The following is a 25,335-nucleotide window of genomic DNA, read 5'->3' as shown; positions in this document are numbered from 1 at the left end:
AAAAAAATAATAACATTTCTATAACTAAAAAATAACAGTTGAAACATGAAAAATATACGTTTATCGGATTTTATTTAACATTGTTTAACTTTTTTAGTATGAAATTAAATATAAAAATAGTTCCATCAGAACTCTATTTTCTGCGAAAATAAAAACACTTCTAAAAAGAATTAATCCTAATACGATGCCATCTTGTCTACTCTTACAAAACTTGACAGTTTTAAACGCTCTAAAATTTAAGACTCTTTTCCAAAATGTGGACTTATAAATCATTGAAACAACACCGAGTAAGAATCTCTTTTTGACTGACTTTTAAAATGTAAAAGAACTATGTACAGCATAGTATAGTACTCTTTAAGAAAGTTTTTCTACATAAAAATATTATATTTCGGTAAAAATTGTATTTTTGCAACCTTGAAATCATACATACATATAGTGTTATCAAACTATGAAAATTTCGTACAACTGGATTAAAAAATTCATCAAAATTGATTTACCTTCAGAACAAACTGGAGCCTTACTTACCGACTTAGGACTTGAAGTTGAAGGAATTGAATCTTTCGAAAGCATCAAAGGAGGACTGAAAGGAGTTGTTGTCGGACACGTATTGGAGTGTCAACAACACCCCAACGCTGACCGATTGAAAGTTACCAAAGTAGACATAGGTCAGGGGAACATCGTGCAAATTGTGTGCGGAGCTCCAAACGTTGCTAAAGGGCAAAAGGTACCTGTTGCGACCATTGGAACAAAACTTTTTGATAAGGACGGAAACCCATGGGAAATCAAAAAAGGAAAAATACGCGGTGAAGAAAGTTTCGGGATGATTTGTGCCGAAGATGAACTCGGCTTGGGTGAAGGACACGAAGGAATCATGGTTTTGGATGATAAGTACGAACCTGGAACCTTATGCAGTGAAATTTTTGAAGTAGAAAACGATGAAGTCTTTGAAATCGGATTAACTCCAAATCGTGCAGACGCCATGAGTCACTACGGTGTTGCGCGTGACTTACGTGCAGGATTGATACAAAGAGGTACTTCTTTGGAGTTGATAACCCCTTCGGTGACAAAATTTCACATTGACAATCGACTATCAAAAATTGATGTAGATGTTCAAAACAAAGAACTCGCACCTCGATATACGGGATTGACTATCAGCAATGTAAAAGTAGCCGAATCCCCCATGTGGTTGCAAAACAAACTGAAAGCCATCGGACTTACTCCTAAAAACAACATCGTTGATATTACCAACTATGTACTCCACGGACTGGGACAACCGTTACACGCTTTCGATGCAGATCACATCGTAGGGAAAAAAATTATCGTAAAAACGTCAGAAGCTGGTACAAAATTCAAAACCTTAGATGGTGTTGAACGTATCTTAGATGCAGAAGATCTGGTGATTTGTGATGCTGAAAAACCTTTGTGCATTGCAGGAGTTTTGGGTGGACTCAACTCGGGGGTAACCAGCAGCACTCGCAACATCTTTTTAGAAAGTGCCTATTTTAACCCTGTTTCGGTTCGAAAAAGCGCCAAACGCCATGCTATCAACTCCGATGCTTCTTTCCGCTTTGAACGAGGAATAGACATTAGCGAAGTAAAACACGCTTTAATGTACGCTGCTATCTTAATTGAGAATGTCGCAGGAGGACAGATTTCATCGGATATTATCGACTTATACCCCAAAAAACATGAGGATTTTCAGGTATTTTTAGCATTCGAACGCGTTCATAAAGTTATTGGACAAACCATTCCAAACGACACCATTAAAAGCATATTACATTCATTGGATATCAAAATCAACTCAGTTACAGAGCGCGGTTTAGGATTAGTTGTACCTTCATATCGTGTAGATGTACAACGTGAAGCGGATGTTATTGAGGAAATTTTGCGTGTCTATGGATACAATAACATTAATTTTTCAGAAAAAATTAATGCCTCAATGTCACACGCTTCAAAATTTGACGATCACAACGTTCAGAATGTAATAGCTTCCCAACTTGCCGGACAAGGGTTTTCTGAGATAATGACCAATAGCTTAGTATCTGAAAAAACAATTACTGATTTTGAAGAAGATCTTACAAAAGTGGTAAAAATTCTGAATCCTTTGAGTAGTGATTTAAATTTTATGCGTAAAAATCTCCTACCCTCTGGATTGGAGATTATTGAATACAACATTAACCGAAAGCGTTCCGATTTGAAACTATTCGAATTTGGGAAAAGTTATCACAAAATAGGTGATAATTTTGTAGAAAATAAACACCTAATGATTTATATCACAGGTAATCAACTTCCTGAAAATTGGAACATTATTCCTCAGAAAACAGATTTCTTCTTTTTGAAAGGAATTGTTGAATCCGTTTTTGAACGATTGCAACTAAAAAATATTCATACGCAACCTCTAGATAATAATCTCTTTATTCGAGAAGGATTTGAATGGATTATCAATGGAAAATTGCTTGGAAGTATAGGCGTTGTTAAAGGTAAAATATTGAAAAAATTTGGTGTCAAGCAAGAAATCTTTTTTGCCGACATCTGCTGGGATATAGTTCTTGAGAGCATTAAAAATCAGAAAAATACATTCAAAGAAATTGCTAAATTCCCAGAAGTAAGGCGTGACTTAGCATTACTCCTTGATGAAGCTGTTTCGTTCAGTGACATTCATAGAATAGCATTTGAAACCGAAAAATCTATCTTAAAAAATGTAGGCCTGTTTGATGTATACCAAGGCGAGAAACTTCCTACAGGCAAGAAAAGCTATGCAATTAGTTTCACCCTACAAGATGATTTTAAAACACTCACGGATAAACAGATAGAAAAGGTAATGTACAATTTACAAGAACGTTTCAAGGAAAAATTACAGGCATCTGTTCGCTCATAATAATTCATTAATATTCTAAAAAAATAGAAGCTGTCAAAAAAAATGTTTTTAAATAAAAGTATATTTATAAAATCTTGATTATAAATGTCTTTTAAATCTTCGAAATTAGTTTTTTTGACAGCCTCTTTTCGTTTCAAATCGTAGAGATATTCCGTTATTAATCGACTTTAACTCTCCAACCAAAAGGGTCTTCAACTTTGTTATATTGGATATTCAAAATGGCTTCTTTGATTTTTGAAGCGTATAAATCAGCTGGAGGTGTAAACGTATATTTTTTGTCTTTATAACCAAATCCTGAAATTGGACTTATAACGGCTGCCGTTCCACTACCAAAAATTTCTTGAAGAGTTCCATTTTCAGCAGCTTCAATCAACTCTTTGACTCTTACTGGACGTACCTCGGTTTTGATTCCCATTTTTTCAGCAATTGTAAGTACGCTTTTACGAGTAACACCGTCCAAAATACGTTCGCTTGCAGGGCAGGTCATCAATACATTATTGATTCTAAAAAATAGGTTCATCATTCCTGCTTCTTCTAAAAATTCATGTGTAGCATCATCTGTCCATATAACTTGCTGGTAGCCTTCTTCAATCGCTAATTGTGTTGGATAGAACTGACCTGCGTAATTTCCAGCAGCCTTGGCAGCACCAAAACCTCCATTAGCAGCACGGCTATAGTAATCTGCAATTTTCACTTTCACGTCGCCTGAATGATAGGCCTGAACTGGCGAAGTGATAATAATAAACATGTAATCCGTTGCAGGAGAGGCTTTTATTCCTGATGTGGTAGAAATCATAAAGGGGCGGATGTATAGTGAATTTCCAAATCCTTTTTGAATCCACTCGCTATCAATTTTCAACAAAGCTCTCAACCCTTGGTCAAACCAACTTTCAGGAAACTCTGGAATTGCTAACCGAACCGCTGATTTATTCATTCGTTTGTAATTCTCTTGCGGACGAAACAAAAAGATGTCTCCAGCATCATCTTTATAAGCTTTCATTCCTTCAAAAATAGCCTGTCCGTAGTGAAAAACACTTGCTGAAGGTTCTAAAGTTATAGCTGAATATGGCTTAATTTCAGGTTGTTGCCACATTCCATCGGTGTAGTGGCATACGAACATATGATCTGAAAAAATTTTTCCGAATTGTAGATTCGAAAAATCTACTTCATTAATACGACTTTCTTTCGCTTTCTGAATACGTAAATTAAATGCAAGGTTATCCATAATTTTAAATATTTTCTGCGAATGTACTATTTTTTTTCGACATTTGGAAAAAATACGAAGCTCTGTTCAGATAAAAGCAGATTTTGAAATTAATTTTCGTTTTAAAAAGACATTATGTTTTATGTAATAATAAAAAGAAGGAAAGGTCTTATGGGTTTTAAGGATAGCTAATCATTTTCAAGAAAAAAATATGTAAATTCGATTTATTTGAGATTAGCTGTATATTCCTTGATAAATATTTATTACTAACAAAAAATGAGGCTGTCCAAAAAGGTCAGCCTCATTTTCGATAATAGTTTGTTTTAATTTTGTCTAAACTTTTCCATGCACTATCTTGTGTATATTCATGAAAAAATTAGTCCCATCCAGGATTTTGTTTATACCCAACCAATTTTAACTCATCTGTTGGTATTGGATATAGATACATTTTATCATTCCACGTACGTCCGTTAGGAAATGCTGGGTAAACAATCAAATATTTCTCATTGTCCACGGGTAATTTATTGATAGCGTCTTTGTTATACTCCGCTTTCAACTCATCTGTTAATTTCATTCCTTTTATAGTTTTCGGATTGTTAAGCAGTTTTCCAGCCTTCCAACGTAAGATGTCATTAAATCGGAAACCTTCTCCTACAAGTTCTACACGACGCTCTCTGCGTATTTCGTAAAGAATGGGAGCTACGTCATACCCATAATCACTAGCGTTAGCATCTGCTACTGCATCCATCGTTAAATGGGGCATTGCAACTCTGTCTCTTATCTTGTTGATTGTTCTGTCTAAATCTGCTTGAGACAATGTTCCTAATTCATATTTAGCCTCTGCATAGTTTAACAGTACCTCTGCATATCGAAAGATAAACATATCTGTATCGCTACTGTACGCTTCTTCCTGTTTTGGATCGTTTGACATTCCTTTGATAAACCAATACCCTGTGGTAGTTACTGGTGTGCCTATTTCTGGAAGATTTACAATCACTGGCGGGGTAGAACTCGTTTTTACGAACCCTGGGGTGGCTACGGTTTGTGCATAGCGTGGATCTCTGTTTTCAGCTTCTTTACTTGGGGTGCTGTCGTCATAGGTGTAAGAGGTAGTACTAATTGGTTTTCCATCTTTAAAGAGGTAGTACTCCATAAAATCCTTGCTACATCCGTTGTTAGAGCCTTTGGCTGAACGGCTATATTCGTGTCTTCCAGTTTCAACAGCACGCAGATAATGTCTGTGGAATATAGCTTCTTTATTGCCTGCCAAATTATCCTGAATGAATAAATTGCGATAATCCTCATTTGGCTTTCCTGTGGAATAGATTTCATATCCTTTTGCCATCAGTTTTTCACTGGCATCAACGGCTGCTTCCAAAAATACACGCTCATCACCTAAATTGTGATACTTACGGAAAGTACCTTCCCAAAGTGCAATTCTTGATTTGAGAGCAAGGGCAGCATCTTTGTGTAACCTTCCTGCCTCTGCATTTGCCTTTTCGGGCAGATGCTCAATAGCAAAATTAAGGTCTTTCAAAACTTCGTCCATCACTTTTTTGTGAGGTTCTCTTGGACCGTATATTTCAGGTGAGGCATCACCTACTTTTTTGAGTATTAACGGCACATCACCAAAGCGAACTACTTTTTCCCAATAGTATAACGCCCTGAAAAAACGAACCTCTGCCGCATATTTTTCTTTGGTTGTTCCTGAAACTTTTTGGTAATTTTCTAAAAAGAAATTACAATTTCGTATGCCATTCCAAGCACCTGTGTCCCAACCTCCTCCTGATGAGGGAACTGTGTATGTCCCAAATAAAAAGTCATCAGGACTATTAGGTACCATATTATCCGACTGTACATCTCTATGTTGTAAGATGCTCAAAGGCAAGCTTCCGTAGAATCGGTTAGCAAAAAAACTCAATTCTTGTTCTGTTTTAAAATAGGAAGGCTCGGTAAACGCATCAGGAGGAAACTTGTCCAAAAAATCATCGTTTTTACAAGAAACGATTGTCAGCACAGCCGATAATCCTATTGCGATATGTTTAATTTTATTCTTCATTGTTTTGTTCTTTTTAAAATTATTAGAATCGTGCTTGTACCCCAAAGGTAAATACTCTGTTAAGTGGGTAAATCTGATTAAGCAATTCAGGGTCGTATGATTTTATGAGTTTGGTAAATTCCATTACATTTTCTCCTGTTACATAAACCCTCAAATTACTCATTCCAATGGCTTGCATTACGTCCTTAGGCAAGGTGTACCCCAATGTGATTTGTTTTACACGTAAGTAAGAAGCATCTTGCAAGTAGCGTGTAGAGGTTTGGAAGTTTCCTCCCCCGAAACGCTGTCTTGGAAAATAAGCATTTGGGTTTTCAGGTGTCCAATAATCCAATTGCTCGGTAGTAGGTACTGCCCATTGGTTGGTAAAGCCCCAAAAATAAGTGCCACCCAAAGCATAATCTCTTTTTGCCGTACCTTGTAGGAATAACGAAAAATCGAATCCTTTGTAATTAGCCCCCATATTTACCCCGAAAGTGTAACGTGAACGGTTGTTTCCTATAATGCTCATATCGCCAGGATTATCTAAGGTATTATCTCCATTATTGATTTTGCCATCAACTTTCAAATCCTCAAATTTTACGTCTCCCGCCAACCATTTGTAACCAGCCAATTTTTTCTTATCAAGTTTAGCGGCATCTTCATCGGTTTGGTACAAACCATTAGAAGTATACCCCCATATCTCGCCAATTTCAGCTCCTTCATACATAATATGACCATTTACTCGATGTCCAAGACTATTGATAGGGTTAAGATCATATTTGGTGATAAACGCCCTACTGTCCGCTAAATTGAAACTTATATTATAACTAAAATCTTCGGAAACTCGGTCTTTCCAGCCGATGGAAAACTCAAATCCTTTGGTTTCCAAATCGGCAGCATTTCGCTGTGGAGACCCTGTTCCCAACACTTTGGGCAAAGGAACTCCGTTTACCAACATTCCTTTGGTATTTCGGATGTAATAGTCAAACGAACCTGATAAGCGGTTGTTAAAGAAGCCGTAATCTACCCCTATGTTACGCGTTTCTACGGTTTCCCAAGTAAAGTTATCGCTCACTAATCCAGGAGCATTTACGTAAGGAAGTCCTGCATTGCCGAACAGATAGCCTGTTTGTGCTCCATAGCCCATTGTTGCCAAATACGGGTAATTTCCTCCCACATATTGGTTGGGTAAATCACCGTAGGACACACGGAATTTCAAATCACTTACTACTTTGGTTAGAGGCTCAAAAAATCCTTCCTTAGAAATACGCCAACCCAACGAAGCCGAAGGGCTGAATACATATCTGTTATTTTTGCTGAATTTAGAAGAACCATCATAGCGTCCGTTGATTTCTAACAGATATTTTTCAGCAAATACGTAGTTCAAACGGAAGAAAGAACCTATCAAAGCCCAGTCAGAAATTCCACTACCTACGCGAGGTTTATCATCATTGTTTAGTTTCAGGTACGGATAATCTTGATTGATAAGGTTTTTCGCACTTGCCCAAAAAGATTCGTTGTGTTTTTCTTCTTGGCTATACCCTACCATTGCTTTGAAATAGTGTTTTTCAGCAAAGGTGTTTTCATACTGTGCATAAATGTTAGCTGCTTTGTAAATGTCTTGGCTACTGCTTTCATCTACTCGGGAAGTATTGGTGTGTGCGAAGAAGCCCAAATCAGTAGCTTTTGTAGAGTCAAAAATACTAACACCATCGGTAGGTGCTCCGTATTCTTTGAAACGTTTTACGTTTGTTTTACTATTGTTTCTATACGAATTCCAAGTATAGTCCCCTACCACTTTTACGTTTTTAATGGGTTTGAATACAAAATTTCCTGTTACCCATATATCATCAGAAGCGTACTTTTCTCTTCCTCCTGTGGCAATCATCGCGAACGGATTGGCAAAAACACCTTGTCCTGAGAAATTTCCGTCAGGGTGACGCACTGGCATCAAAGGTTTTAAATCACTGGCAAAACGTTCTGTCTCAACACCATTACGCCCGTTTGAAGTCTGGTCGTTTTGTTTGCGATTTAGGCTTGTTTTAACTCCAAGAGTAAGCCACTTGGTAACATCAGTAGTTAGCCCGAGATTTAAATTGTAACGATTGAATTTTTGATTAGACACTTTGAAAAGCCCTTGTTGCTCAAACATTCCTCCAGAAGCTATATAAGTAGTTTTTTCTGAACCTCCTGAAAGAGAAATGTTGTGTTGCGATTGTGGTGCCCAACCAGGGTACATTTCCTCAATCCAATCAGTATTGCCTACATAACGGTATTTTCGCGGATCGGTAGGGTCAATATACACAGCATTTTCGGGACGTGGGTCAGCCATATATTTTTTTACTCTGTCAATGTCTTCTTGCCCAAAACCTTGACCACCTCTAGAACCACCAGAGACGGCACCTGTTTCATCTGCCAAGAGATACATTGTTAAGTATTCTAACGAATTTACTAATTTAGGCAAACGTGTTGGGCGTGTAAGCGAGTAATTTGTAGAAATGCTCACTTGAAGCGGAGTTCCTTTTTTTCCTTGTTTGGTAGTGATAAGCACTACCCCAAAAGCGGCACGCCCCCCATAGATAGCTGCCGAAGCGGCATCTTTAAGTACGGTTACATTCTCTACGTCATTCGGGTTAATTTGATTAGGATCCATTTGCACTCCATCAACAAGTACTAAGGGATTTCCGCCATTGATGGAAGTAAAACCGCGAATATTGAAATTGGCACCTGTTCCTGGACGACCATTACCCACTCCGATATTTAAGTTAGGGACTAATCCCTGTAACCCTTGTCCGATGGTAGTGAGCGGACGGCTTTCTAATACTTTTGCATCAACGGTTGCTACCGCCCCCGTTAAGTTTTCTTTTTTCTGAGTTCCATACCCAACAACTACTACATCTTCCAATTGTTGAGCTTCTTCAACAAGTAAAACGTTGATAGTCAGGTTATTACCCCCCCCCACTACTTTTTCTTGTGTTACAAAACCTAAGTAACTGAAGACAAGAACCTCGCCTCGATTCGCTTTGATTTCGTACTTCCCATCAAAATCGGTAGCGACCCCACGAGTGGTGTTTTTGATCAACACACTTACGCCTGGTAGTGGCACTTTACTCTCGTCAGTAACCGTTCCTTTTACTGACACCGTCTGTGCAGAAAGTGTCAAACACCAACTGAACACAAACGCGAACAATGTTAAAATTTTTAATTTCATAAGCTGTTTGATTAATTTAAAATTCGAGTGTAAAGGTACATCTTTTTTTTCATTTCATGAAAAAAAACTATTTTTTTTTGTGAATATATTCTTAAATAAAAATCTAAATAAAAGAGCTTCATTTGATTATACTTCGAAAAAATACAACAGTAATATTCAAATATTAAGTATATAACCTCCTATAAATTATAGCACCTGGTCATTTAACTTATGTTTAAGAACACGAGGCTGTCTCAAAAGAGTTATTTTAAGCAAAATATTAAAAATAAAACACTTATTTTCAGTAGATTAATTTTGTGAAATTGCTAAAATTTGACTTTTTGGACAACTTCATTATCAGTGGCAAGGACGGACTTACTATAAACAAAGAAGCTACCCTTTTTGGACAGCTTCTTTGTTATAAATATATAAAAGTTTACCAACCGGGATTCTGTTTCCAATTATTACCTGTTAGTGATAACATACGTAACTGAATTGGCAATAAATAATCTCTGTTGGGATTAAATCGCAATCCATTACTATATCCAGAAGGGTTGTATGGATAAATATATCTCTCGGTGTCATTTGTAGAACCTGTCAAGAAAAAATTATTTCCACTTGCTTGGTCATACTTTAAAGAGTTACCGTATTGAGGATGTCCTTGCAAATTGCTACCTACAAATAATGCTCCTGTTGGAAGTTTTCCTACAATGAGCTCTTCGGCAGCTGCCCAACGTAAGATATCTATTAGACGTACCCCCTCACAAGCTTTTTCCACACGACGCTCTCTTCGTACAGCTTGGATATATTTGTCTAAATTACGGAAGGGATAATCCATTTCTTGATTATATTCTCTATCAAAATCCATAGAAGGCATCCCAACTCTGTCACGTAGTGGTTTCAATAAAGAAATAATAGTAGCTGCATTTGCTGCACCATCAAGTTCCGCTAGGGCTTCTGCATAATTTAACAATACATCAGCATATCTGAATTGAATAGCAGGTGTTGCTCCTTTGTATTCAGCATCTAAACTTCCTGTATAGTCAATTTGAACATGTTTAAGTAAAGAGTACCCTGTTACATTTTGATGGTATGATCCACCTGTAAGTGGAGGGACAACATAGGAGCCTTCATCAGGACGTAACTTTTGCCCAGGTATACATACGGTTTGAGATAAACGAGGGTCTCGTACTGTTGGCAATAGTTCATTTCCGAAAACTGTTTTTGCGGTTTGTTTTTCCGTTCCTATGAATGGAGTTCCTGATATAGTAAGATAATCATCAACCAATGAAGCTGTAACTCCAACAGAACCACCGCCTTTGTTCAAATATCTATTTACGTTGTTACCTACTTGGTCTCCGTCATAAAGCTTAAACCATAAAACTTCCTTATTAGTTGACAGATTGGTTGTTTGAAAAAGTTTTCGATAGTCATTATTTACATCCCCCGTTGAATAGATTTGCCAAACACCTCTATCAACTACAACTTTCGCTGCAGCAACGGCTTGTTGTAGATAGCTTTTAATTTTTTCATCTGTGACCGAAGGATCATAGAATGCATTTCCTTTGGCTTTATGATACTTTTCCCAGGTTGCTTCAAAAAGAGCTACTTCACTTTTTAAGGCACGAGCAACATCTTTGTGAATCCTCATAGTAGCACTGGAGTTTTGCTCAGAAAGCAACTCAATAGCTTTATCTAAATCAGAGAGGATGTTATCAGCGATGGTAGTACGACTATCTCTAGGAAGCTTCATTTGTTCTAAATCTGGGTCTAAAGGCTTTTCAACCCACGTTAGTTGTCCGTAGTTTATAAACATTTGGTAATAATACCAAGCTCTAAAATAATACGCTTCACCAACACATTGGTTGTAAGCAACACTTCCTTTTTCTTGACTATAGTCTAAATTATTTAAAAGAAAATTTATATTTCGAATTTGTGTATAATTTCCTAAACTTTGGGCATTATTTAGTGACAATTCTCCTGCAAGACGAGTACTCGCTGAACTTGCAGCCATATTGTCACTGTGTATGTCATCTCCTGCGATTCCACCACCGCCACCTGCTGCAAAACCTTGGTGACGAACGCCCGATTCATAAAACTGGTTGATGTAGTTTTGCATTTCACTTGCCGTAGCGAACGGGGCGTCCGTTGAGAGTACTCCCTCTGGTGATTTATCTAAATCATTACATGCTAACAATAATAGAGTAATGCTCACTCCTATATATTTTGTAAGTTTCATAGTCTTCAAATTTTAAAAATTAACAATTATTCCCATTGAAACAACTTTATTCATCGGGTAGTTTTTACCACCTTCGCCTGTATACGTATTTCCTGTAAAAATAGCTTCAGGGTCGTATATATCCATTAAAGATGTGAATGTCAATAGGTTTTCTCCTGAAATAAACATTTGTACCTTTTGGAAATTAAATCTTTTAATGATCTCTTCAGATAGCGTATAACTCAATGTAACATTTTTAAGTCGGCAATAAGCTGCATTTTGTAAATATCTGTCACTCACTGCTTTGTTCTTGCTCTGGAAAGTTCTTACTCCTCCTGCAGTATGAATATAAGGTTTTGGATAATAGGCATTAGGATTCGTTTCGCTCCAATAATCTAAATGTTGTTTAAAAACATGTACTTGTGCGTAAGGCCCTGAACCCCAGAAATAAGATCCGCTTTCAGGATGCCAATCGCGCTTGCCAACTCCTTGAAGCATTACATTGAGAGCTAATCCTTTCCAACTAATTCCTCCGTTTATGGTGTATTGATATCGTGGTGTTGTATTACCTATAATGGTCATATCTCCCATATTACTGAGTTTATTATCTCCTCGATCAATTTTTTTATCATTATTTAGATCTATGTATTTTACGTCTCCAGGAGTCCATGCCTTAGGACTTAAATAGCTCATATCGTAGGTTTTATTATATTCATCAGCCTCTGCTTGGGTCTGTATTAATCCTGACGAACGATATCCCCAAATTTCACCTACAGATCGACCTTCATACCAACTATTAGCAGGTGCAGTTCCTTCAGGATTCGTATATTTCGTAACTACTGAAGTTGCGTCAGAAAGCATTCCTCCAACATTAAAGCTAATGTCTTCTGTTATTTTTCCTCGATAATTGATTTGTAGCTCCCAACCTTTGTTTCGCATATTTGCATTGTTTGTTTTAGGGGCGTCTGCTCCAAAAAAATCAGGAAAGCTGAGAGCTGTTCCCAACATATCTTTAGTATCGCGTTGAAAAACATCAAACGAACCTGTTAGTTTATTGTCGAATAAACCAAAATCAATTCCAATGTTTTTGCTTTCTACTTTTTCCCAAGTTGTGTTTAAGTCAATCACCTTAGGTGCTTGTGTATATGAATGTCTTCCATCAGAAAAAATATAACCTCCTAATCTGTTACTCAAAGGCATGGTAGCGGCAAATGTGTACAGGTCTGCACCAGCTTGGTTTCCTAACAACCCGTAAGAGGCTCGCAATTTTAAATTAGATAGAAAATTGGAAGTCGTTTCCATAAAGCTTTCTCGACTTATATTCCAACCCATTGATAACGAAGGAAAAAAGCCCCATCTGTTGGCTTTTGCAAATCGAGATGAGCCGTCGTAACGACCGTTAATTTCAAGAAGATAACGACCATCATAATCGTAGTTAATTCGCCCAAAAATTCCTCGGGTTGCCCAACCATATCGACTATCAGTGATTACTTTATCCCCTGCTCCCATCCCTACATTAGGATTTATAGTAGAATAAAGTTTTGTAGTAGAATTTTTTAGGTAGCTATACGATAAATCTTCCTCCTGATAACCTGCCATAAAAGTAAAATTATTCTTTTCGGCTAATGTAAGTAGATAATTTGTGTAAAGGTTCATTGTTTTGTATCCTTCACGAGCGTAGTAGCGAGTAAATCGCCCATCAGGGGTAACGCTCAATTCGCTTCTTACACCCTTTGAAGTAGTAACCCCATCAGCAGCATAAATATTAGGCGCAACACTTAAAGCTTCGTATTCATCATTACCTTGACGATGAGTGTAGTCAAAAAATATGAACCAGTTTTTAAGAGGTTGCAATTCTGCCCCTGCAGTAATGTTCAGAGAGTTTCTGTCTAAAGTAGTGTATGTTCCACTTTGTAAATAAGGAATCATTGTCAGTTCTGTGAAATTTCCGTTAGGGTCTATGTGTGAAACTGTAGGACGGAAACGAGCTAATGAGTGATAAAATCCTTCTGACAAACCACCATCTCCAAAAGGAGTGTTATTTTGAGAAGACAAAAATTTTGTGTTCAATTTTATTTTTAACCAGTCGATCATCTGTGAAGAAATGTTAGCAGTGAGTGTATGGCGTTTGAAATCCATTTTAGCATAGCGTAAAATACCGTCTTCCTCATAATATCCGCCCGAGAGATAATATTGAGCTTTTTTGTTTCCTCCACTCACGCTAAGATTATGGTTGATACGAACAGCATTATTCTTATAATGCAAATCAAAGTAATCAACGTTTCCTACACCTCGTTCAGAGTTTTCAAAAGCGGGATTCATAAGGCTGTTTGCAGGAAGTTCAAACCACGGATTTACGCTATTTGGATCAGTGATATACTGTTGCAATAAAGCCATTTTTTGGTCGCTGTACAGCCTTGTTGAGCCTGCATTTTTAACTCCAGCGTTCCAATATTGAGCGAATGAATAAGAATCAACCATATCAGGTAAAACGGTAGGTGAATGGAAACCCATTGTTCCTTGATAGTTTATTCTCATTTTGTCCTCCTGTCCTTTTTTTGTCGTCACCAAGATAACGCCGTAAGCTGCTCTTGCTCCATAAATTGCACTTGCCGCTGCGTCTTTCAAAACCGATATATTTTCTATGTCGTTTGGATTTACATCGGCTAAATTCATTTCAACACCATCTACTAAAACATACGGATTTGCGGTGTTACTCAAATTTCCTTGCCCCCGCAAACTGAGAGAACCATTAGCTCCAGGACGTCCTGAACCTGAATTGTTAACAAATAAACCCGAAACCATACCCTGTAAACTCTGCGTTGCGTTAGCAACAGGACGAGTTTCAAGAGTCTCTCCCTTTACAGAAGATACGGCTCCCGTTAAGTTTACTTTTTTCTGAACGCCATAGCCCACAACAACAACATCTTCCAGTTTTTCAGCATCTTCTCTTAGTGATATGTTTATTATCAAAGATTTACTGCCATCTGCAATTACATTTTTAGTTTGAGATTGATAACCTATGTAGCTGAACTCAATAATATCGCCTTGATTAGCTTCAAGCGTATAGTTACCATCAAAATCGGTAACAACTCCTTTCATAGTCCCCTTTAGTATCACATTTGCACCAGGAAGTGGACTACTTGTCTCATCAGTAACTTTTCCAGTTACCTTAACCTGTGCCGTTAACGTTATTGCTGATAACATCAACAGCACTGCCAACAAAAACTTCTTAGTCATTTTTTAAAATTTTAGTTAAACTTTACTCATTGTACTCCACAATAGAGCTATGGCAAAGATAAAATATTATCTTAATAATAACAATAAAAAGTTTTTTTTTAACATTTTAAGGGTTGTAAATTTGTTATGACTATTTAGTTCATGTATTTTATGAATTTTATGAGGTGAAATTTTAGGAATTGAAAATAAAAAAACAATCCAATCTGAATAGTTTATCTCATAATTATAAGATATAAATTATTGATATTATGAGTTTTATATTTCAAACAGAAGACCTATAATCTTTACTTTATTTTTTGTTAACAATTCACAAGTTGATGTAATTATCAATTAAACCGTATTTATTTTGCCTTCTTCATGTTAGGAAAGAAATTCTGTTAGAAAAAAATCCGTTATATTTTATAGTACGTAAAAATAAAAAATGTATTTTTGCAAATTGAAGCTATTCGTATAAAATAGCAAATGACTAAAAGACAAATACTAATCGGACAAGGTTATTTTCTAACAATATCTATTCAAAACCTTGTTTTTCAATATAATAAATAACAAAGAATGAGTTGCAATAGTTGCACAACAAAAAATAAAAAAGGTGGTGGATGCAGTGGAGGATGTAGTTCTGGAGGTTGCAATAGCGGAAAATTAGCTGTCTTTGATTGGCTATCAAATGTGCGCTTACCAGGGGGACAAGATTTTTTTGACTGCGTAGAAGTCCGCTTTAAGAATAGCCGTAAGGAATACTTTAAAAATACAGAGAAATTATCGTTACAAATAGGTGATGTAGTTGCTACGGAAGCCAGTTCAGGACATGACGTAGGAGTGGTTACCCTCACAGGTGAATTGGTTCGTTTGCAAATGAAAAAGCGAAAAATCGATTGGAATGGAGAAGGAATTCCTAAAGTCTACCGAAAAGCAAATCAGCGAGATATTGATATTTGGCAAGAATCTCGGGATAAAGAGATTGAAGTGCAAAAACGCTCGCGAGAATTAGCGATTGCTTTAGGATTGGAAATGAAAATTTCAGATGTAGAATTCCAAGGAGATGGTTCTAAGGCTACGTTTTATTATACAGCTGAAGGTCGAGTCGATTTCCGTCAATTGATTAAGGATATGGCACGAGCCTTTTCGGTACGCATTGAAATGCGACAAATAGGTTTCCGTCAGGAAGCGGCTCGATTAGGAGGGATCGGTTCATGTGGGCGTGAACTGTGTTGCTCAACATGGCTCACTGATTTTAGAACTGTAACCACTTCAGCGGCTCGTTATCAGCAACTTTCACTGAATCCACAGAAATTAGCAGGACAGTGTGGAAAGTTGAAATGCTGTCTCAATTTTGAGCTGGATTCCTACGTGGATGCTCTGCAGGATTTCCCTCGTACAGAAACTAAATTACATACGGAAAAAGGGAAAGCAAGTTGTCAAAAAATAGACATTTTCAAACGTTTGATGTGGTATTCTTATGACGAAGACCCTATAAATTGGCATAAATTGTCGGTAGAAAGTGTCAAAGAAATTATTGCCAAGAATGGTGCAGGTGACAAAGATGTCGTATTAGAAGATTATGCCATCACAGCCGAAGCAGATGGAATAGGTTCTGGAATTGGAATGACAATGATCAAGGAAAATACCGAGGATAGTCTTACTCGATTCGACAAACCCAAACGCAAGAAAAAGAAAAATGACAAGCGTTCCAAGAGTAACAAGGCAGGGAACCAAAATGGTAATGAAACAGGAAAATCAGAAAGTAAAGTAGAGATTCCTGAAAAACAGGTAGATGCAAATGTTCAACATAAAAATGAGCAGCGAAAAACAAATCAACAGGTAAAAATTAAGAAGACACAGCCCCAATCTCAAAAACACAATATTCCTATTGAAAACGAGAAGGACAAACAGAAGAATAATATCGCAAATCAGAAAAACTCAAAAAATCCAAAGCATTTGAAGGAAAAAAATCCAAATGCAAAACGAAAATCGAACCATTTTAATAAGAATAGCACCGATAATAATAAATAATGAGATTTTTAACCCTATTTTTGGCCGTCCTGATGTGGAGTAGCTGTCAGTCAAACATCGAATATAGCGAATATGTTTCACTTTCAGATGGAGAAGGTTGGCAAAAGGCATCGCCTGTGTCGTTTCAATTTCAACACTCCGATTCTATTGCTAAAAAAAACATATTCATTATGCTGAGAAATAATGAAAAGTATGAGTTTAGTAATTTATTTCTTATTACTCACATGGAATTGCCTGACAGAAGGCTCATTATAGACACTTTGGAATACGAAATGGCAACCCCAGAAGGGAAATGGTTAGGTTATGGATATTCATCTGTAAAGGAAAATAAGTTGTGGTATAAAGAAAACTTTGTGTTTTCAGCCAATGGAACATATACTATAAAGGTAGAACAAGCCATGCGAAAAATAGGAGAAACAGACGGTTTGGAACAGCTCAATGGTATTACCGAAGTCGGATTGCAAATAGAAAATATTCAGGAAAGATAATCTACTGTTAGATAAATTTTGACATTAGCTTAAAAGGAATGAAAAAAGTTTATTTGATGTTCGAATTTATTATTTAAAAATATAATTATCAAGATATTACAAAAATACATAATGAAAAAGAATACAACGAAAGAAGGAAGTAAAAACAAGTTAGTTAAACTGTTTTGGTTGGTATTTTTCGGAGGCATTGGGTTTGTGTGTCTACTTTTTGCTTTTGGCTCATGGGGTTTTTTAGGAGAGATGCCTGATTTCAAGCGATTGGAAAATCCAGAAACAAACTTGGCAACAGAGATTGTTACCGCTGACGGAAAAACATTAGGAAAATTCTATTTGGATGACAATCGAACTCCTGTAAGATATAAGGATTTGCCAAAACATTTGGTTGATGCTCTGATAGCTACGGAAGACGAGCGTTTTTATGACCATTCAGGAATTGATGTGCGAGGAACTCTTCGTGCCTTTGCTTATCTCGGAAGTAAAGGAGGAGCGTCAACAATCACGCAACAACTTGCAAAACAGTTATTTCACGGTACGAAGGCTCGTGGTTTGGAGCGATATACCCAAAAAATCAAAGAGTGGATAATTTCTACTCGCTTGGAAACACAATATACCAAGGAAGAGATTCTTACAATGTATTTTAATATATATGACTTTGGATATCAAGCAGATGGAATACGTTCGGCAGCACGTATTTTCTTTGATAAAGAACCTATGGAACTGAGCTTAGAGGAGAGTGCTGTATTGGTAGGAATGTTCAAAAATTCATCGCTCTACAATCCTGTACGAAATCCTGTAGGGGTTACTAACCGACGTAATGTAGTCTTGGCACAAATGGCAAAAAATAATTATATCACTCAGAAAGAAAAAGATTCATTGCAAAAATTGCCTTTGGAATTACGCTTTACTCCAGAAAGTCATAACGAAGGAATAGCAACTTACTTTCGTGAGTATTTACGCTCATTTATGAAAACATGGATAGACCAAAATCCCAAACCTGATGGAACGAAACATAATCTTTATTTGGACGGTTTGAAAGTTTACACCACCATTGATTCAAAAATGCAGACCTATGCTGAATTGGCGGTAGAAGAGCACATGCAACGACTGCAAAAAGTATTCGATGCTGAAAACAATCCAAAGAAAAACAAAACCTTTCCGTTTGTAGAAGTATCAAAAGATGAATTTAATTCCTTGATTAATAGAGCTATGAAACAATCGGAGCGTTGGAGAAAGATGAAATCTTTGGGCTATTCCGAAAAAGAAATAGAGCAATCGTTCAAAGAAAAAACCGAAATGCGTGTTTTCTCATGGCAAGGTGAACGAGATACGATTATGACACCTTTAGATTCGATTTTGTATTATAAAGCTTTTTTGCGAACGGGAATGATGTCAATGGAGCCTCAAACTGGGCATATCAAAGCATGGGTAGGAGGAATCAATTATAAACATTTTCAATACGACCAAGTGATTCAAGGTGCTCGACAAACAGGATCTACTTTCAAGCCCTTTGTGTACGCAACCGCCATTGACCAGTTACACTATTCACCTTGTCATGAACTTCCTGATATTCAGACATGTATTGAAGCAGGGAAATATCAAAACTTGACTGCTTGGTGCCCACGAAACTCTAACGGAAAATTTTCAGGTGACATGATGACTTTGAAGTATGCCTTAGCAAACTCAATTAACTCCATTACGGTGAACTTGATGGATAAAGTTGGGCCAGTTCCTGTGATTAATTTGGCTCGTGAATTGGGAATTTCAGCAGAAATTCCTGAGATGCCGTCCATCGCATTAGGGACAGCAGATATTACGGTTTATGAAATGGTTGGAGCTTATGGAACTTTTGCAAATGAAGGAGTATATGTGAAACCCACATTGGTAACGCGTATTGAGGATAAAAACGGAACCGTACTTTTTGAAAATACGCCTCAAACACGCGATGTGGTGAGTGCCGAAGTAGCCAGAGCTGTTGTTAACCTTATGGAAGGAGTTACACAGTATGGTTCAGGTGCCAGATTGAGAACCAAAGGAGCGGATTCTTATAACAGTATGTATAAAAACGTAATTACGGGCTATCCGTATGCTTTTACCAATCCAATAGCAGGGAAAACAGGAACTACGCAAAACAACAGTGATGGTTGGTTTATGGGCATGGTGCCAAATTTGGTCACGGGTGTTTGGGTTGGAGGTGAAGACCGAGCCGTCCACTTCAAAGGAATTACCTATGGGCAAGGAGCAACTATGGCGTTGCCTATTTGGGGAAATTACATGAAAAAATGCTATGCTGACAAAGATTTGAATGTGTCTAAATCACCGTTCCCTGCACCACAAAATATTGAAATTCCGATGGATTGTAAAAAAGTGGAAGCTTTGGAAAATGATAAAGACGACTTCGGAGACATTGATTTTTAGTATTTTGAGTAGCCTTAAATTACTATGAAAATTCAGCGAAAAATTATATCTTTGTGGACATCTAAACATACTATTTAAGGTGATGAAAAAATGTTATTTTCTTCTGTGGTTATTTCTTATACTTTCGATGAAAGCTCAAGAAAATCAAGGTATTACTCACTCCAAACAGCTTACAGGACAAGTTCCTTTTCCGAAAGAAACTTTTATAGAATTGCCAAATCCTGTGAAAGCCAACCCTCAGGAGTGGAAAAACTTCAAGGGAACAACTGCAGGTTGGGGTTCTACGGATGTCCGCTATAAAAAAGAAACTCCAGCTAAGGACTTAAAATTGGCTCAAACTTTAACCGCTTGGAAAGGAGAGCGTATTTCGGGACAAATTGTAGTAGTTAATGCCAACAAAGATGCTGAAATTTCAGTTGACATCAGTGATTTTAAGCATACGAAACTTAAAAATAACCTTAAAAAAGAACATATTTCAGCTGATTTTATTCGTTATGTGATGACGGACGAACTCAATAAGGATGGCAAAGGAGGCTGTGGTTATCGTACCGCAATTAACTTTGATTCTACTCTTGTAGCAGATGCAATTGATCACTACGCTAAAAAATTGGTCATCCCTGCACAAACCTCTCGAGGAATTTGGGTAAAGGTGCAAGTGCCTCAAAATGCAGCCTCAGGAAGCTACAAAGGATTTATTTCGGTAAAAAATAAAGGAAAAGTATTCCAAAAACTTTCGTTGGAAATAAAAATATTAGACCGAGTTTTACCCGCCTCAAAAGACTGGCACTTTCATTTAGATTTGTGGCAAAATCCGTATGCAGTATCTCGTTATCACAATCTAAGACCATGGAGTAAGGAGCATTTCGATAAATTGCGAATAGAGATGCAACCCTATGTGGAAGCGGGAGGGAAATCAATCACAGCATCAATCATGCATAAGCCATGGGGAGGACAAACTTACGACGCTTTCGGTTCCATGGTTACGTGGTTTAAAAAGCTAGATGGCTCTTGGCATTTTGATTTTGCGGTGTTCGACAAATGGGTCGAATTTATGCACGAAATGGGAATAACCAAACAAATCAATTGCTATTCGATGGTTCCTTGGAAGTTGTCTTTTCAGTATTTTGATCAAGCTACTAACCAAGTGCAAAAAATTGAAACACAACCAGGAAAACCTGAATACAACGAGGTTTGGGGAGCTATGCTCACCGCCTTTGCAAAACACTTAAAAGGTAAGGGATGGTTTGAAAAAACGTATATTTCTATGGATGAGCGTCCTATGAAAGTGATGTTAGAAACCCTGAAAGTTATTAAACAAGCTGATCCTAATTTCAAAGTATCTTTTGCTGGTGATTGGCATGAGGAAATTGAAGCCGATTTGGATGACTATTGTGTAGCTCTATGGAAAAAATTCTCCGACGATGTAAAAAACAAGCGTAGAGAGCAAGGTAAAATTTCTACTTATTATACATGTTGTACTGAACCTTACCCAAACACTTTTACGTTCAGTGAACCTGCTGAAAGTGAGTGGTTAGGTTGGTTTGTAGCCAAAGAAAACTTAGATGGATACCTACGCTGGGCATTGAATAGTTGGACAATTGAACCCCTTCTTGATAGTCGTTTTGTAAGTTGGGCGGCAGGCGACACCTATTTAACTTATCCCTTAGGTCGAAGTTCTATTCGTATGGAACGAATGATTGAAGGTATCCAAAATTATGAAAAAGTTCGTATTCTCCGTGAAGAATTTAAGAAATCGGGAAACATTCAGGCGTTGGAAAAAATAGAAGAAGTCTTACAGACCTTTGATGAATATGGTATCCCGAAAATCCCTGCTAAAGAAACAGTCAGCAAAGCAAAATATATTATAAATTCATTGTAAATTCTTGTTTATCTGTTTTTTAGGAGCTGTAATATACTCAAATTAGATACGATTGTGGAGCAAATCCATCGAATTTTATAATGTAAAAATATCGTATACTTAAAATTTAAGGCATAAAAAACTAAGATACAAATCTTTACATCTGATTTTAATATCAATTTAAGGCTTGAAACGGAGATATATTACCAACAAATTTAAAGTCTTAACCATACTAGTAATCATTTTACAAATTATTTTGTAACAAAATGAAATATTCTGATACTAACAGGAAAGATTTGTTAGTAAATATATTTTTTAACACGTATTCTTAAATATTCATAGAAATTTTTACTTTTATCATATATGAAAAACAAATTATTTGTAACAGCAATGATGCTTTCAGGAAGTTTTGCTATGGCACAACAAGTTGCCTTTGAAGAATATGACCTGCCCAATGGATTGCACGTCATTTTACATCAGGATAATTCAGCACCTGTGGTGGCTGTGGGGGTGATGTATCACGTAGGAGCGAAAGATGAGGATCGTTCTCGTACAGGGTTCGCCCATTTTTTTGAACACCTTTTGTTTGAAGGAACAGAGAATATTGAGCGAGGAAAATGGTTCGATATCGTTTCCTCACACGGTGGAAAAAACAATGCTTTCACCACACAGGATAAAACCTATTACTATGAAATATTCCCTTCAAACAATTTAGAATTAGGACTTTGGATGGAATCAGAGCGTTTATTACATCCCGTAATAAATGAAATTGGGGTGAGTACGCAAAATTCGGTGGTTAAGGAAGAGAAGAAACAACGTTTGGATAATGCTCCTTACGGAAAAATTATGTATAGAACGGGAATCAATCCACATTTATTTAAAAAACATCCGTATGGAGAGTCTGTTATCGGGCAAATTGAGCATTTAGATGCTGCAAAATTGGAAGAATTTATCGCCTTCAAAAAGAAATTTTACAATCCAAACAATGCTGTTTTGGTGGTTGCGGGAGATTTTGAGAAAACTCAAACTAAAAAATGGATTCATGATTATTTTGCTTCTATTCCAAATACAGGTGATAAAATAGTACGCACAAAAATTGAGGAAGAGCCTATTAATCAAACAATTAAAGTAACAGACTATGATCCTAATATTCAGTTGCCAATAAAAATATACGCTTATCGGACGCCAGGTATGAATGAAAAGGATGCGTATGTTTTAGACCTTATTTCTTCTATTTTGACAGGAGGAAAGAGTTCTCGTCTCTACAAGAAGATGGTAGATGAGAATAAAAGCGCTTTGCAAGTATTAGCTTTTTCCGATTCACAAGAGGATTACGGTACCTACATTATGGGGGCTTTGCCAATGGCTGGAATTTCTCTTGAAACCGTTGGAAAAGAAATGGATGAAGAAATTGAAAAATTACAAAATGGTCTTATCTCGCAACGTGAGTTTGAAAAACTACAAAATCAAATTGAAAATCGTTTTGTGAGCACCAATTCTAACATGGAAGGAATTGCGTTGTCATTGGCGAATTTTTACACTTTCTACAAAGATACAAATCTGATTAATAAGCAAATAGATATTTATCGTTCTATCACTCGTGAGGATATTCAGCGTGTGGCTAAAAAATATCTAAGTGCTAATCAGCGTTTAGATCTTGACTATTTACCAGAAAATGCAAAACAATAATTGAAAAAAGAGTACGTATGAAATCGAATATAAAATTTGTTATAACGTTAATATTTGCATCAATAATAACAATGGCAACAGCTCAAATTGACAGATCCAAAATACCCACTTCGGGAAAAACTCCTGTCATTAATTTAGGAACTCCATATACTTACAAACTATCAAATGGAATGACCCTTTTGGTGGTTGAAAACAATAAATTACCACGTGTCAGTATAAGTCTGAGTATTGACCAACCGCCTGTGCTTGAGGGGAATAAAATGGGAATAGCAGACCTTACTTCATCTTTGTTGGGTAATGGAACCACTTCTATTTCGAAAGATGCTTTCAATGAAGAAGTAGACTTTTTGGCAGCAAATATTTCATTATCAGCAGGTGGAGGATATGCATCTTCGTTGTCAAAATATTTTCCACGTGTGTTGGAGTTAATGGCTGATGCAGCTCTGAATCCAAACTTCACGCAAGAAGAATTTGAAAAAGAAAAGGCGAAATTACTCCAAGGAATTAAGTTTGGCGAAAATAGTGCTGAATCTATCGTAGGACGTGTACAAGGAGCGTTAGTTTATGGTAAAAATCACCCTTATGGGGAGTTTTCTACCGAAGAAAGTATCAACAGCATTACCTTAGATGATGTAAAAGCCTTCTACAAAGAACACTTTGTTCCTACAAATGCCTACATTGTGGTTTCAGGAAATATCAAGGTCAAAGAAGCTAAGAACTTGATTACAAAATATTTCAAAAAATGGAAACCAGGAAAATCTACTCCAAAACCTATTACTACTCCTTCGGATGTGGAATTTACCCAAATCAATTTTGTAGATCTGCCAAATGCAGTGCAATCTGAAATACGCTTTAACAATTTAGTAGATTTGAAAATATCTGACAAGGATTATTTTCCTGTATTGATTGCTAATTACATTTTAGGAGGAGGGTTCGGAAGCTATATCAATATGAATTTGCGTGAGAAAAACGGATTTACTTATGGAGCCAGTACTTCTGTAGGTGCCAATAAATGGACAAGAGGAGATTTTGAAGGTGCTACTAAAGTAGGAAACGATGTATTGGACAAAGCTATTGTTGAAATATTAAAAGAAATACAACGTATTCGTAATGAAGAAGTTGCAGATGATCTTATTGCACAAGCGAAAGCTAGCTATTTAGGTAGCTTCATCATGGCAACAGAAAACCCACAAACTATAGCTCGATACGCGATTAACATCAAAACGCAAAACCTACCTGCTGATTTCTACAAAAATTATGTAGCAAATATTAATGCCGTTACCAAAGAAGATATTAAACGAGTAGCTAATAAATATTTCAAAAACAACAATTTACGTTTCACAGTAGTAAGTAAAGGAAGTGAAGTTGCAGACAAATTAGAAGCTATTACTTTCAACGGGAAGTCAATTCCTGTGTACTACTTCGATAAGTTAGGTAATCCAACAGCTAAAGCTGTATATACTAAGGAAATTCCAGCAGGTGTGACGGCTAAAACGGTATTGGAAAATTATCTAAAATCTGTAGGGAAGACACAAAGCGTTAAAACCATTGCTATCCAAGCGAAAGGTGAGATGCAGGGAATTGCTCTTGATTTTGAAATCAAACGTAGTGGTACTGATAAATTTTTACAACTTATCACAGGAATGGGTATGACCTTGTCAAAGCAAATCGTTAATGGTAAAACAGTTTCGGTCGAGGCTCAAGGACAAAAAATACCGGTTTCAGATGACGAAGTGGCAATAGCTCAAATGGAATCAGGTGTTTTCCCAGAAGTTAATATGCTGAACAATAACAATATAAAATTAGTTGCTATTGAATCATTTAATGGAGCTGATGCCTATGTTATCGCTTTGACAGATAAAAAGAATTTGTACTATGATGTAGTTTCAGGACTTAAAGTAGGAGAGAAAACCACAGTTGAAATGGGAGGTCAAAAAATTGAAAATATCGTTATTTATGATGATTATCGTGAAGTGAAAGGAGTAAAAGTTCCATATGCGATTTCGGTTTCATCTGCAGGAATGACTTTTGAATTCAAGACTTCTGGCGTAAAGATAAATGAAGGCGTTTCTGATGCTGATTTTAAATAATCGCTGTTAACATATAA

Annotated in this window: 12 protein-coding genes; 7 read left to right on the top strand and 5 right to left on the bottom strand. The window is 36.7% G+C overall.

Annotated features, from left to right (window positions below; translation table 11 throughout):
* Window positions 1–448 precede the first annotated feature (448 nt).
* Entirely contained in the window at window positions 449–2,878 is a 2,430-nt protein-coding gene (pheT, locus tag CGC52_RS09850; protein WP_095894263.1) for a phenylalanine--tRNA ligase subunit beta, read from the top strand.
* Window positions 2,879–3,035: 157 nt separating this feature from the next.
* On the opposite strand, the gene CGC52_RS09845 is transcribed toward pheT, so the two are convergent.
* From CGC52_RS09845 to CGC52_RS09825, 5 genes are all read right to left on the bottom strand, one after another.
* Window positions 3,036–4,103 (bottom strand): branched-chain amino acid aminotransferase, encoded by a 1,068-nt coding sequence (locus CGC52_RS09845; protein ID WP_095894262.1) that lies wholly within the window; start codon window positions 4,101–4,103, stop codon window positions 3,036–3,038.
* Between the two features lie 355 nt (window positions 4,104–4,458).
* Window positions 4,459–6,141 carry a RagB/SusD family nutrient uptake outer membrane protein gene (locus tag CGC52_RS09840; RefSeq protein ID WP_095894261.1) on the bottom strand — a complete coding sequence of 561 codons (1,683 nt, stop codon included), beginning with the start codon at window positions 6,139–6,141 and terminating at the stop codon, window positions 4,459–4,461.
* Between the two features lie 22 nt (window positions 6,142–6,163).
* Entirely contained in the window at window positions 6,164–9,331 is a 3,168-nt protein-coding gene (locus tag CGC52_RS09835) for a TonB-dependent receptor (RefSeq protein WP_095894260.1), read from the bottom strand.
* 415 nt (window positions 9,332–9,746) lie between these two features.
* On the bottom strand, window positions 9,747–11,549 hold the full coding sequence (locus CGC52_RS09830; protein ID WP_095894259.1) for a RagB/SusD family nutrient uptake outer membrane protein: 1,803 nt from the start codon (window positions 11,547–11,549) through the stop codon (window positions 9,747–9,749).
* Between the two features lie 12 nt (window positions 11,550–11,561).
* On the bottom strand, window positions 11,562–14,768 hold the full coding sequence (locus tag CGC52_RS09825; RefSeq protein ID WP_095894258.1) for a TonB-dependent receptor: 3,207 nt from the start codon (window positions 14,766–14,768) through the stop codon (window positions 11,562–11,564).
* A gap of 552 nt (window positions 14,769–15,320) precedes the next feature.
* Between CGC52_RS09825 and ricT the strand changes: the two genes are divergently transcribed.
* The 6 genes from ricT (at window position 15,321) to CGC52_RS09795 (ending at window position 25,318) form a co-directional block, all read left to right on the top strand.
* Window positions 15,321–16,778, top strand: coding sequence for a regulatory iron-sulfur-containing complex subunit RicT (ricT, locus tag CGC52_RS09820; protein ID WP_095894257.1), 1,458 nt, complete (start codon window positions 15,321–15,323; stop codon window positions 16,776–16,778).
* Window positions 16,778–17,266 (top strand): gliding motility lipoprotein GldH, encoded by a 489-nt coding sequence (locus tag CGC52_RS09815; protein ID WP_042009516.1) that lies wholly within the window; start codon window positions 16,778–16,780, stop codon window positions 17,264–17,266. The genes ricT and CGC52_RS09815 overlap by 1 nt, the downstream gene beginning before the upstream one ends.
* Window positions 17,267–17,377: 111 nt before the next feature.
* On the top strand, window positions 17,378–19,681 hold the full coding sequence (locus CGC52_RS09810) for a penicillin-binding protein 1A (protein WP_042009517.1): 2,304 nt from the start codon (window positions 17,378–17,380) through the stop codon (window positions 19,679–19,681).
* An 82-nt stretch (window positions 19,682–19,763) separates the two neighbouring features.
* On the top strand, window positions 19,764–21,560 hold the full coding sequence (locus tag CGC52_RS09805; RefSeq protein WP_095894256.1) for a DUF4091 domain-containing protein: 1,797 nt from the start codon (window positions 19,764–19,766) through the stop codon (window positions 21,558–21,560).
* Window positions 21,561–21,953: 393 nt separating this feature from the next.
* Window positions 21,954–23,228 carry a pitrilysin family protein gene (locus tag CGC52_RS09800; RefSeq protein WP_042009540.1) on the top strand — a complete coding sequence of 425 codons (1,275 nt, stop codon included), beginning with the start codon at window positions 21,954–21,956 and terminating at the stop codon, window positions 23,226–23,228.
* Window positions 23,229–23,299: 71 nt separating this feature from the next.
* A complete protein-coding gene (locus CGC52_RS09795; protein WP_095894255.1) occupies window positions 23,300–25,318 on the top strand; it encodes a pitrilysin family protein in 2,019 nt (672 codons plus the stop codon).
* The last annotated feature ends 17 nt before the right edge of the window (window positions 25,319–25,335 follow it).

The organism is Capnocytophaga sp. H2931 (genome assembly GCF_002302535.1).
GTDB classification, from domain to species: domain Bacteria; phylum Bacteroidota; class Bacteroidia; order Flavobacteriales; family Flavobacteriaceae; genus Capnocytophaga; species Capnocytophaga canis.
This window is presented reverse-complemented; position numbering and strand designations above follow the sequence as displayed.

Excerpts from the sequence above, each read along its gene's own strand:
- CGC52_RS09795 (WP_095894255.1), top strand. The coding sequence starts at position 23,300 with ATGGCAACAGCTCAAATTGACAGATCCAAAATACCCACTTCGGGAAAA.
- CGC52_RS09825 (WP_095894258.1), bottom strand. The coding sequence starts at position 14,768 with ATGACTAAGAAGTTTTTGTTGGCAGTGCTGTTGATGTTATCAGCAATA.
- CGC52_RS09815 (WP_042009516.1), top strand. The coding sequence starts at position 16,778 with ATGAGATTTTTAACCCTATTTTTGGCCGTCCTGATGTGGAGTAGCTGT.
- pheT (WP_095894263.1), top strand. The coding sequence starts at position 449 with ATGAAAATTTCGTACAACTGGATTAAAAAATTCATCAAAATTGATTTA.
- CGC52_RS09810 (WP_042009517.1), top strand. The coding sequence starts at position 17,378 with ATGAAAAAGAATACAACGAAAGAAGGAAGTAAAAACAAGTTAGTTAAA.
- CGC52_RS09800 (WP_042009540.1), top strand. The coding sequence starts at position 21,954 with ATGGCACAACAAGTTGCCTTTGAAGAATATGACCTGCCCAATGGATTG.
- CGC52_RS09830 (WP_095894259.1), bottom strand. The coding sequence starts at position 11,549 with ATGAAACTTACAAAATATATAGGAGTGAGCATTACTCTATTATTGTTA.
- CGC52_RS09835 (WP_095894260.1), bottom strand. The coding sequence starts at position 9,331 with ATGAAATTAAAAATTTTAACATTGTTCGCGTTTGTGTTCAGTTGGTGT.
- CGC52_RS09840 (WP_095894261.1), bottom strand. The coding sequence starts at position 6,141 with ATGAAGAATAAAATTAAACATATCGCAATAGGATTATCGGCTGTGCTG.
- CGC52_RS09805 (WP_095894256.1), top strand. The coding sequence starts at position 19,764 with ATGAAAAAATGTTATTTTCTTCTGTGGTTATTTCTTATACTTTCGATG.
- CGC52_RS09845 (WP_095894262.1), bottom strand. The coding sequence starts at position 4,103 with ATGGATAACCTTGCATTTAATTTACGTATTCAGAAAGCGAAAGAAAGT.
- ricT (WP_095894257.1), top strand. The coding sequence starts at position 15,321 with ATGAGTTGCAATAGTTGCACAACAAAAAATAAAAAAGGTGGTGGATGC.